The sequence below is a fragment of the Bradyrhizobium sp. 164 genome (assembly GCF_023073715.1).
GTDB lineage: Bacteria > Pseudomonadota > Alphaproteobacteria > Rhizobiales > Xanthobacteraceae > Bradyrhizobium.
Genome location: NZ_JADPKA010000018.1, coordinates 265632 through 273477, shown reverse-complemented (window position 1 = coordinate 273477; position 7846 = coordinate 265632). Strand labels below are relative to the sequence as shown.

The 7846-nt window shown below is 65.8% G+C and carries 5 protein-coding genes and 1 pseudogene; 3 read left to right on the top strand and 3 right to left on the bottom strand.

Annotated features, from left to right (window positions below; translation table 11 throughout):
* Nucleotides 1-120 precede the first annotated feature (120 nt).
* Both IVB01_RS07400 and IVB01_RS07395 read right to left on the bottom strand, forming a co-directional pair.
* Nucleotides 121-1035: a phosphoribosylaminoimidazolesuccinocarboxamide synthase gene (locus IVB01_RS07400; RefSeq protein ID WP_247282042.1), complete on the bottom strand. Its 915-nt coding sequence runs from the start codon at nt 1033-1035 to the stop codon at nt 121-123.
* Nucleotides 1036-1098: 63 nt separating this feature from the next.
* Nucleotides 1099-2016: a pirin family protein gene (locus tag IVB01_RS07395; protein ID WP_247282041.1), complete on the bottom strand. Its 918-nt coding sequence runs from the start codon at nt 2014-2016 to the stop codon at nt 1099-1101.
* A gap of 322 nt (nt 2017-2338) precedes the next feature.
* On the opposite strand from IVB01_RS07395, the gene IVB01_RS07390 reads away from it, so the two are divergent.
* Together IVB01_RS07390 and IVB01_RS07385 are read left to right on the top strand one after the other, a co-directional pair.
* Nucleotides 2339-3403, top strand: a complete 1065-nt coding sequence (locus IVB01_RS07390) for a helix-turn-helix domain-containing protein (protein WP_247282040.1) — start codon at nt 2339-2341, stop codon at nt 3401-3403.
* 206 nt (nt 3404-3609) lie between these two features.
* A pseudogene (locus tag IVB01_RS07385) lies at nt 3610-5020 on the top strand (serine hydrolase).
* A gap of 216 nt (nt 5021-5236) precedes the next feature.
* On the opposite strand, the gene IVB01_RS07380 reads toward IVB01_RS07385, so the two are convergent.
* Nucleotides 5237-6607 carry an MmgE/PrpD family protein gene (locus IVB01_RS07380; protein WP_247282039.1) on the bottom strand — a complete coding sequence of 457 codons (1371 nt, stop codon included), beginning with the start codon at nt 6605-6607 and terminating at the stop codon, nt 5237-5239.
* 122 nt (nt 6608-6729) lie between these two features.
* Here IVB01_RS07380 and IVB01_RS07375 point away from each other — a divergent pair, with 122 nt between their 5' ends.
* On the top strand, nt 6730-7845 hold the full coding sequence (locus IVB01_RS07375) for an FUSC family protein (protein WP_247494330.1): 1116 nt from the start codon (nt 6730-6732) through the stop codon (nt 7843-7845).
* Nucleotide 7846 lies beyond the last annotated feature (1 nt).

The window sequence follows — 7846 nt, the reverse complement described above, 5'->3', positions numbered from 1 at the left end:
TTGCGCTCAATCGTCCGGTCATAGCTGTTGTCGCGCATCGGATCGTCCTCCGCTGGAGCGATCCAATCAGCGAATTAGTGAACATGCACAGCAATGACGGAGCTGCGGTAACAGTCCCGCCTAAATCTTCAGCTCTTTCCCCGTCACGCGCCGATACGCTTCCAGATATCGCTTGCTGGTCGCCTCCACCACGCTCGCCGGCAGCGGGGGCGGTGGGGCGTCGCCGTTCCAGCGGCCGGCGCGGCGCTCGACGTCGAGATAGTCGCGCAAGGGTTGCTTGTCGAAGCTCGCCTGCGGCTGGCCGGGCTTGTAGGTATCGAGCGCCCAGAAGCGCGAGGAATCCGGCGTCATGACTTCGTCGATCAGGATGATGCGGCCGTCCTTGTCGCGGCCGAACTCGAACTTGGTGTCGGCGATGATGATGCCCTGCTCGCGGGCCAGCTCCTCGCCGAGCGTGTAGATCGCGCGCGTCATGCTCTCCAGCGTGTAGGCAACCTCGTCGCCGACCACCGCGCGCATCCTCGCGATGGTGATGTTCTCGTCATGGCCGCTCTCGGCCTTGGTTGCCGGGCTGAAGATGGCAGGCTCCAGCTTCTCGCTCTCGACGAGCCCCGTCTTCAGCTTCTCGCCGGCCAGCGTGCCGCTCGTGGCATATTCCTTCCAGGCCGAGCCCGAGAGATAACCGCGGATCACGCATTCGATCGGGAACACGGTGGTGCGCTTGCACAGCATGGCGCGACCGAGAATCTCGGCGCGGTGGGGCATCAAGGCCGGCACGGCCGAGATGATCGCGTCGGTGTCGGCGCTGATCATGTGATGCGGCACCACGCCCTCCAATTCGTTGAACCAGAACGCGCTGATTTGAGTCAGCACCGCGCCCTTCATCGGGATGGTCTCGCCCATCACGACGTCGAAGGCGCTGATGCGGTCGGTGGTGACGAGCAGCAGACGGTCGTCGTCGACGGCGTAGATGTCGCGCACCTTGCCGCGTCCGATCTTGGGGAGCGGCAGGTCGCTTGAGAGCATGGTGGTCATCGGCAAAGCCTTCGCACAAGGAATCCGGCCGCGGCTGACAGCGCGGCCGGAAACCGGGATAGCCTATTCCGGCAGCGGAATGAACTCATGTTCCTGCGGAACTGCGGCGAAGCGGCCGGTTTTCCAGTCCTGCTTGGCCTGCTCGATCCGCTCCTTGCTGGAGGAGACGAAATTCCACCAGATATGGCGCGGGCCCTCCAGTGCATCGCCGCCCAGAAACATCATCCGCGTGGCCTTCAGGGCCTTCACCGTAATGCGGTCGCCGGGGCGGAAGATTAAGAGCCGCGGCCCCTCGTAGCGCTCGTTCGCGATCTCGACCTCGCCGTCGACCACGTAGATCGCGCGTTCCTCGTGATCGGGATCGAGCGGCACGCTCGCGCCCGCTGCCGCCGTGACCTCGGTGTAGAACCAGGGCGACACCATCGTAACAGGCGAGGCGATGCCGAATGAGGAGCCCGCGATCACCCGCGCGGTGAAGTCGCGCTCGGAGACCATCGGCAGGTCGCCGGCGGCATAGTGCTGGAATGACGGCGCGATCTCTTCAGATCCGGCCGGCAGTGCGATCCAGCTTTGCAAGCCGAGCATCTTCTGACCCGAGGCGCGCTGCGCGTCGGGCGTGCGCTCGGAATGGGCGATGCCGCGCCCTGCGGTCATGAGGTTCATCGCGCCAGGCGCGATCTCCTGGACATTGCCTTCGCTGTCGCGATGCATGATCGCGCCGTCGAACAGATAGGTGACGGTGGCAAGCCCGATGTGCGGATGCGGCCGCACGTCCATGCCCTTGCCGGAGACGAACTGCACCGGCCCAAAATGATCGAAGAAGATGAAGGGCCCGACCATCTGCCGCTTGCCATGCGGCAATGCGCGCCGCACCGCGAATCCGTCGCCGAGATCGCGCGTGCGCGGCACGATGACGAGATCGAGCGCATCGCAGGACATGGGATCGCCGAGCACGGGATCATTGGAGGGTTGCCAGCTCATGGGTGGGCTCCTTTTGACTTTCTTCGGCGCGATCGTAGCACGATTTCGCATCGCCGTCGCGTCAGAGCCTGCTGTCATGCCCCGCGAAGGCGGGGCATCCAGTGCGCTGCAGCCTTTCGGTTGAATCGCAACCGTCTCGGAGTACAGGATCGCCCGGTCCCGTCTCCGCAACGCTGCGCCGGGCCCACAGCAATGCTCGGCCGGCGAAGCTGGAGCGAAGACGGCAAGCCGGCCGATGACAATTGTGGTGCGAATGGTCCTTGAAAAAATATGCCTGACGAAAGATGTTCGCCTGATTTCAACCGCGACCGTCGCATCGCCGATGACATTTACCGCAACAGAACTAGCCTTTTGCGCCGCGTCCGTGGCGCTGCTGCTTGTGCTTGGGGCCTCGCTCGTCGCGGATTTCCGCAACGTCCTCGCGGCCCGGCTTGGCGCGGCCTTCGCGCTTGGATCGGCCGCGCATGCGGCGAGCTATTCGGTCGGCGTGTCGTCGCTGGCGCCGGCCTCGCATGCGCCGCTGATTGCATTGTCGACGGGCAACATCGTGGTGTTCTGGCTGTTCACGCGCGCGCTGTTCGACGACGAGTTTCGCCTGCGCTGGTGGCACGGATTGATCTGGGGACTGGTGACCGCGTTCAGCTTCGCTAACTGTCTCTGGATCGTAGCGGGCGGAAGCGTTCGGCTCGCCGTCACCATTGTCAATCTGATCGTGCTCGGTTTCATTGCGCTCGCGGTGGTGCAGACGATCAATTCGTGGTCGACCGATCTGGTCGAGCGCCGTCGCCGCGTTCGCGTCTTTATCGTCTGCGCGGCCGCGCTCTATGGCGGGGTGAACGCGCTGCTCCAGATTGGCGTGGCCGGCACGGAGGTTGGCGATATCGCCGACACGGTCAATGCGGGCGTGCTCGCCTGCATCGTTGCGGCCATCGCCTATGCGATGATGCGCGTCGATGGCGCCGGCCTGTTTCCTCTTGCCGCTGAAACAGCGCGGCCGATTATTTTGAGCCAATCCCCAGCGGCAGAGCAAGCCTCCGACCAGAAGCTCATCGATGCCCTGATGCGGCTGATGGCGGACGAGCGGATCTATCGCCAGGAGAACGTCACAATCGGCGCGCTGGCGAACCGGCTGAAAATTCCCGAATACCGGCTGCGCCGGCTGATCAACCAGCGGCTCGGCTATCGCAACTTCAATGTATTCCTGAATAATCATCGGATCGAGGAAGCCAAGGCCGCGCTCGCCGATCCCGCCCAGGCCGAGGTCCCCGTCATCACCATCGCCATGGATGCCGGCTTCCAGTCACTCGGTCCCTTCAACCGCGCCTTCAAGGCGGTGACCGGCGTGACCCCGACGGAATATCGGCGGCTCAAGGCCAGCCCGGCGTGATGGGCTCTTCGCCTCTCCCCGCAAGCAGGGCGAGGGGACTGAGCGCCGTTGCCGCAGCATTCCCTATAATTCTGAAATAGCTCACTTATTTCAAAATCGGCCAGCCCATGCGCAATTCCGGCGAGGTCGTTTTCCAAATCCGGCGAGCAGTCCTCCCACGCCTCCTGCTTCGTCTCCGGCACACGCCCCCAAGCCGGAGACAGCCCGTGACCTGCCGCCACAACATCGTCCTCCTCACCACCATCGCCTGTGCCGGCCTCGCGCTCGGTGCTGCGCGCGCCCGCGACGTGCCGAAGGTCGCCACCGGCTTTGTCGCCGGCATCCTGTGCTCTGAGACCTTCGTCTCCGACCTCGATCCGCGGCGCACCTTCACCGAAACCAACGATGCGATGCCCGGGACCGGCCTGATCAGCTGGGCGATGGACTACCGGATCGATCGCGTGCGCAAGGACGTTACGGTGACACTGTTTGGCCTCGGCCGCAGCCATGCCGTCTATCGCGAGGGGCTCGGCTGCACGCTCGCGCATGGCGAGCCGCTCGCCGAAGTCATGCCGCCGCTGGACGACAGGCAGCCCGCGCTGCTTCCAGAGATCGCCGGCCCCGCGATCGTGCCGCCGCAAAGTCCCGAGGTTGCTGCCGCGCTCGACCGCGCCTTTGCCGAGCCGGCGCAGCCGCCCTATCGCCGCACCCGGGCGGTCGTCGTGGTGAAAGCGGGCCGCGTCATCGCCGAGCGTTACGCCGACGGTATCGGACCGGAGACGCCGCTGCTCGGCTTCTCCATGACCAAATCGGTGATATCGGCGCTCACGGGCGTACTGGTGCGCCAGGGCAAGCTGAAGCTCGACGGACCTGCGCCGGTCGTCGCCTGGAACGATCCGGATGATCCGCGCCATGCCATCAGCGTGGATCAATTGCTGCGCCACACCGCAGGGCTCGCGCTCGGCAGTTCGTTGCAGGCCTCGCTCGGCTCCGCCTTCGAGCCGGTCAACCGCATGAAGTTCGTCGAAGGCGACATGGCGGCCTATGCCGCGAGGATGCCGCTGGCAACCACGCCGGGCGCGGCGTGGAATTATCACGACGGCAACACCATGCTGCTCTCGCATCTGATCCGCAACGCGGCCGGTGGAACTCCCGCAGATGCACTGCGCTTCGCGCGCCGCGAATTGTTCGTCCCGCTCGGCATGCGCCATGTCACGCTCCAGCTCGACGGTGCCGGTACAATCGAGGGCTCGAGCGAGATGCTGGCATCGGCGCGGGACTGGGCGCGCTTCGGCCAGTTCTATCTCAATGACGGCATCGCCGGCGGCCAGCGCATCCTGCCCGAGGGCTGGGTGAGCTATTCGTCCTCGCCCACGCCGAAGGCCTGGGTCGGCATCGGCGCCGGCTTCTGGACCAACCTGGGCGACAGTTTCGGCGCGAAGTTTCGCATCGAGCGCGGCTGGCCGCGCGATGCCTTTTTTCGCCAAGGGCACGATTGGGCAGTACACCATCGTGATCCCCTCGGAGCGGCTGGTCATCGTGCGGCTCGGACGTTCGCCGAACTGGCCGCCAGAAGCGGATCGCGTGTTCGACCTCGTGCGCGACGTGGTGGACGCAACGCGCGAGAAGGGAAGGTAGCCGGGATGAATTGATGAAAGCAGAGCGAAGTGCCGCCTTTTCTTCCTTCTCCCCTTGTGGGAGAAGGTGGCGCGAAGCGCCGGATGAGGGGTCTGCATCCGCGAGTTCAACTGCTGAAGAGTTTGCGGAGGCAGACCCCTCACCCGTCTCGCCGCCGTCGCGGCGAGCCACCCTCTCCCACAAGGGGAGAGGGTGCAGCGTTCGTGTGGCGAGAGCTTACGACCTCCCCAGCTCGGTCGCCTTCGCCACCCGGTCGAACCGCTCCAGCGTCATGATCGCATCCGCAAACTTCTCCGCCCGTGCGTTCAGCACGGGCCGCGCCAGCGTCAAAAACTTCTGCTGCATCGCCTGCGTGTCGGGAAACGAATTCGGTTCGCCCGACGGGTCGGCATACAGTCGCTCATGCACGCCATCGTCCGTCGTGATGCTGACGCGGGCGCCGAACGGATGGGTGCGGCCGATTTCGAGCCGGTCGTCCTGCACGACGTCGAACCTGTCGGCGAGCGCGTCGATGGCGGCATCGCCCAGGCGGCTGTAGTCGTCCCAACCAAATGAGCCCTGGTCCAGCGCGAGCGCGCCGGTGAAGAACATCGAGAACTGACCGCCGACGATCGAGGTCGGATGCCGCTTGGTGGCGGCATCGCCGGTCAGCGTGATGCCGTTGCGATGCAGGCCGATCTCGACGCGCTTGACCTGGTCCGGCGTCAGATTGTGCTCGCGCCGCATCGCGATCAGCGCGTCGATCGCGGCATGGGTGTAGCGGCAGCTCGGATAGGGTTTGACGCCGATCTTCATGGTCTCGTAGCTCTTGCCGAGCTCGGCGACCGCCTTGCCCGGATGCGCGTCGTCAGTGTAGCCGGCGAGCAGGCCGTGCCTGCCCTCGACCGATTCCGTCGCGCCGACGAAATCGTTGCGCGCCAGTGTCGCGGCGATGACGCCGTTCATTGCGGCGGCGCCGACCTGGTAGCGCTTGTTCCAGGCGCCGTTGACCAGGAATTGCAGCGATCCGGCGGCCTGGCTGCCCGAGACGCCGAAGGCGGCGATGATCTGTTGCTCGGAGAGGCCGAACAGTTTTGCGGCGGCCGCGGCCGCACCATAGGTGCCGGCGGTCGCAGTCGGATGGAAGCCGCGCGCATAATGCGAGGTCGAATCGAGCGCATTGCCGAGCCGGCAGCAGACCTCATAGCCCGCGACGATCGCCGTCAGCACGTCGCGGCCCGACGCGCCGACCATCTCGCCGACCGCGAAGGCGGCCGGCACCACCGGAGCGCTCGGATGCAGCGAGGAATCGGCGTGGGTGTCGTCGAAATCGAGCGAATGTCCCAACGCGCCGTTGAGCAGGGCCGCCACCGCTGGCGTCCAGGTCTTGCTGTCGCCGAATACGGTGGCCTCGCCCTTGGTGTCGAGCGCGAGGGCTTCTAGCGTCTTCAGCATCGACGGGGTCGATTCCGCCTCGTTGCGGGCGCGGATGGCGCTGCCGAGGAAATCCAGCGTCAGCACTTTGGCGCGATCCAGCACCTCCGCCGGAATATCCTGGTATTTCAGATTGAAGACATAAGCGGCGAGCGTTGCGGTTTCGTGGGCCATCGTGTTTCCTCGTTTTGGCCGGCAAGTTAGGCGGGCTGATTTCGCCTTTCAAGCGGCCATGCCGGGGCGGGCATCAGCCATGCTTTTGCCTGGCTCAAGAGGATCTGACCGGGACGTTGACGATGACACGCGTAAGAGAGCTGTTCGACCAGATCCGGGCGCGACGGACGCAACTGGGGCTGGCGATCCGGGTCACCGTGGCGGCCGTCGCGGCCTATGCCATCGCCACCGCGCTGCATCTGCTCTTGCCGCTCTGGGCAGTGCTGACCTCGCTGATCGTGACCCAGATGAGCGTCGGCCGCTCGCTGAAGGCGACGCGCGACTACATGCTCGGTACCATCGGCGGCGCCATCTATGGCGGCGCCATCGCGATGCTGATCCCGTACTCCAGCGAAGCGGGCCTGTTGGGGCTTCTGGTGCTCTCGGTCGCCCCGCTCGCCTTCATCGCCGCGATCAATCCGAGCCTCAGCGCCGCGACGGTCACGGCCGTGATCGTGCTTCTGGTTCCGACCATGCATCACTCCGATCCCATGACCTCGGCGATCGATCGCGTCAGCGAGGTCGCGGTCGGCGCCATCACGGGGCTGCTCGTTTCGTTTCTGCTGCTGCCGTCGCGCGCGGTGCGGCAGATCCGCGCCAGCGCAGCAAAACTGCTCGAGCTGATCGCCGATGCCTTTACCGAGCTGCTCGCGGGCCTCACGCGCGGGCGCGACAACGATGCGCTGCACCGGATCCAGGACGGCATCGGCGCTGCCATGGTCAGCCTCAACGCGATTGGCGCCGAAGCCGAGCGAGAGCGCGCCGCGCGCCTGTCGAGCGGGCCGGACACCGGTCCCTTGCTGCGAACCATCCTGCGGTTACGGCATGACGTCGTGATGATCGGCCGCGCCACCGTGGTGCCGCTGCCAGCCGAAGTGCAGACGCGGCTCGCAGCCCCGCTGACGGAGGTCTCGACGGTGATCGCGCGTTTCCTGCGCTCGGCCGCCGCAGCCTTGCGGGAGGGCGCCGGTGCGCCGCCGATCCATCCCGTTCACGTCGCGCTCCAGCACTACGCCGAGGCCGTCGCCGCCGTTCGTCACGACGGTCTGATCCGCGGCCAGCCCAGCGACACCGCCGAGCGCTTCTTCGCGCTCGGGTTCTCGCTGGAGCAGATGCACCAGAACCTCTGCGACCTCGATCGCGTCGTCGGCGAATGGTCGGAAGCGGCGGCCGACAAGCCGGCGCGGTTGGCGGAGTGAA